Origin of the sequence: Kitasatospora sp. NPDC007106 (assembly GCF_040634455.1) — a bacterium.
Taxonomy (GTDB): Bacteria; Actinomycetota; Actinomycetes; order Streptomycetales; family Streptomycetaceae; genus Kitasatospora; species Kitasatospora arboriphila.
In genome coordinates this window covers 1-2,511 of record NZ_JBEYFP010000823.1, presented here as the reverse complement: position 1 = coordinate 2,511, position 2,511 = coordinate 1, and the positions used below count along the sequence as shown (strand labels likewise).

The 2,511-nt window shown below is 79.8% G+C and carries 1 protein-coding gene and 1 pseudogene; both read left to right on the top strand.

Features of this window, described 5'->3' with window-relative positions:
• Positions 1-344: 344 nt before the first annotated feature.
• The gene (locus ABZ641_RS32840; RefSeq protein WP_359987778.1) at positions 345-1,988 is read left to right on the top strand and encodes a DUF3492 domain-containing protein; all 1,644 of its coding nucleotides are present in this window, start codon (positions 345-347) and stop codon (positions 1,986-1,988) included.
• Positions 1,985-2,511, top strand: a pseudogene (locus tag ABZ641_RS32835) (hypothetical protein); the annotation flags it as partial. The gene ABZ641_RS32840 and the pseudogene ABZ641_RS32835, both read left to right, overlap by 4 nt.

Genomic DNA, 2,511 nt, shown 5'->3' with positions numbered 1-2,511 from the left:
CCCCGGTCCGGTCGGACCGGGGGCCCGTCGCGCGCGGGCGCGCGCGGCGGCTCCGAACGCCCCGCACAACGCGCCGGGCGGCGACAGGTCACGGCCTTTCACTCAATCAGGTGGCATGGCGGCGGGCGCTCCTGGAGTTGTCGGCGATCCGCTCTACCTTCGTGCTGTCGGACCGAACAGGTGTGGGGGAGAGGCGCCGGCACCGGGCCCCGAGCGGCCCGCCACCGGCCGCACGGCGGGCCGGGTGTGCCGCAGCCGACTTTCCGAGCATTGCCGTCACCGGGTGACCAGGCTCCCTGTCCCGTCGTCGAATCCAGGTCCATCGCACCGTTCCGGAGGTCGTCGTGCGCATCGCTCTGCTCACCGAGGGCAACCTCTCCGTCGCCCAGCGCACAGGAGGCGGCTGGTGCGGCCGGCTCGCCGGCGCGCTGGCCGAGCACGAGTTCCAGCTCTACCTGCTCGGCTCCGGGGGCGGTGCCGACTTCGCCGGCGCGCCCCCGCGCGGCCTGCTCGCCGTCCACGAGCTGCCGATATGGGGCCGCCGCCCGGCGGGCAGACGCCCCGCCGCGCACCGCCGCCGCTGCTACGCCACCGCCTACGAGGACCTCGTCCGCTCCCTGGTCCACCCCGCCGAGCGGGCCCGCTTCGGCCCCGCGCTCTACCGCCTCGCCGAACTCGCCCGGGAGGACGGCGCGTTGCCCGCCTTCCTCGGCTCCGGCCAGGCCCACCGCACCCTGGAGCGGGTCTGGCGGGCCCCCGGCGCCGAGACCGCCGCCGGCCAGCCGCTGGTGCGCGACGTCCTGGTCGCCGGCGACCTGCTGGAGCAGCTGCTCCGCCCGCTCTCCGCCCCCTGGTACGGCACCGGGCCGAGCGGCCTCGGCTCCGCCGACCTCTGCCACGTCGCCGGCGGCGGCCCCGCCGTCCTGCCCGCCCTGGTCGCCAAGCACCTGCACGGAGTGCCCTTCGTGCTCACCGAGCACGGCCTGCACCTGCGCGAGCAGTACCGCGGCTACCGCACCGCCCCGTACCGCTGGCCGGTGCGCGCCCTGCTGCTGGCCTTCTTCCGGCAGCTCACCGCCGAGACCTACCGGCAGGCCGCCGTCCTCACCCCCGGCAGCGGCTACGACCGGCGCTGGCAGGAACGCTGCGGCGCCGACCCGGAGCGCATCCGGGTCGTCCACGAGTCGACCCCCGAGGCCGGCCGCGAGCCGGCCGGCGCCGAGCCCGAACGCCCCACCCTGGTCTGGGCGGGCGCCCTGGAGCCCGGCCGCGACCCGGAGCTGATGCTGCACGCCTTCGCCCGCGTCCGCGCCGAACTGCCCGCGGCCCGGCTGCGGATGTACGGCGAGGAGGCCGCGCCCGGCTACCTGGCGCACTGCCGGGCCATCGCCCGCCGCCTCGGCATCCACGCCGCCGTCGACTTCGCCGGCCGGCCGCCCGCCACCGCCGACGCCTGGGCGGCCGGCAGCGCCGTCGTCTTCACCGCGCTGTCCCAGCGCAGCCCCCGGCTGCTCGCCGACGCCATGCTCAGCGGCCGCGCGGTGATCGCCACCGAGGTCGGGATCGTCCCCGAGGTGCTCGGCCCGGCCGGGCTGGTCGTCCCGCCGCGCAGTCCGCGCGCCCTCGCCGACGCCTGCCTCGCGCTGCTCGGGGACGAGGAGCGGCGCGCCCGGCTCGGCCTCGCCGGCCGGCTGCGCGCCCAGGAGCGCTTCGCCCTGGAGCCGGAGGCCGCGGCCTTCCGCGAGATCTACCTGGAGCTGGTCTCCCGCTGGCCGGCCTTCCCGGCCGCCGCCGAGCGGATGCGGCCCTTCGCCCGCCCGGCCGAGTACTGGGTCGCCGGGGCGCCGGTGCCCGCCCCGCAGGCCCGCCGGGAGGCCCCGGCGGCGGAGAGCGGCCCGTCCGGGGCCGCGGACGCCGCCGCGCCGGACGGCCCGACCCCGGACGGCGGCCGGGCCGAACCCGGCGCGCTCGCGGAGGCGAGCCGATGAGCCGCCCCGGCCGCCCGCCGGCACCCCCCGACACCCGCCCCGGCGACCCCGTCCGGGCCCTGATGGCCGAGCACCGCCGGCTCTGCGAACAGGCCGTCGACCCGCTGGACATCGCCGCCGGCCTGGAGGACGCCGGGCTCTCCGACGGCGCCGCGGCGCACTACCGGCACGCCGACCTCTTCGCGCTCGCCGAGGAGATGCACGCCCGGGTGGAGCGCCGCCCCGAGCCGCCCGCCCCGGCCGCGCCCGCCGCGCGCTGGGCCCCGGACGCCGGACGGGCACTCGGCACCGCCGCCCTGCACCTGCCGGCGGCCGGGATGCTGGCCGCGGTGCCCTGGCTGTCCCAGGTGGTCGGCCCGGTCGCGGCCGTCCCCGCGGCGCTGCTCGCGGTCGGCTGGCTCACCCTGGCCGCGCCGTCCACGGGCCCGGTGGCCCGGGCGGGCTACGGCCTGGGCGCCGGACTGCTGATGGCGCCCGCCGCGGCCGGCGGGCTCGGCCCGGCCGCCGTGCTCGCGCTCGCCGC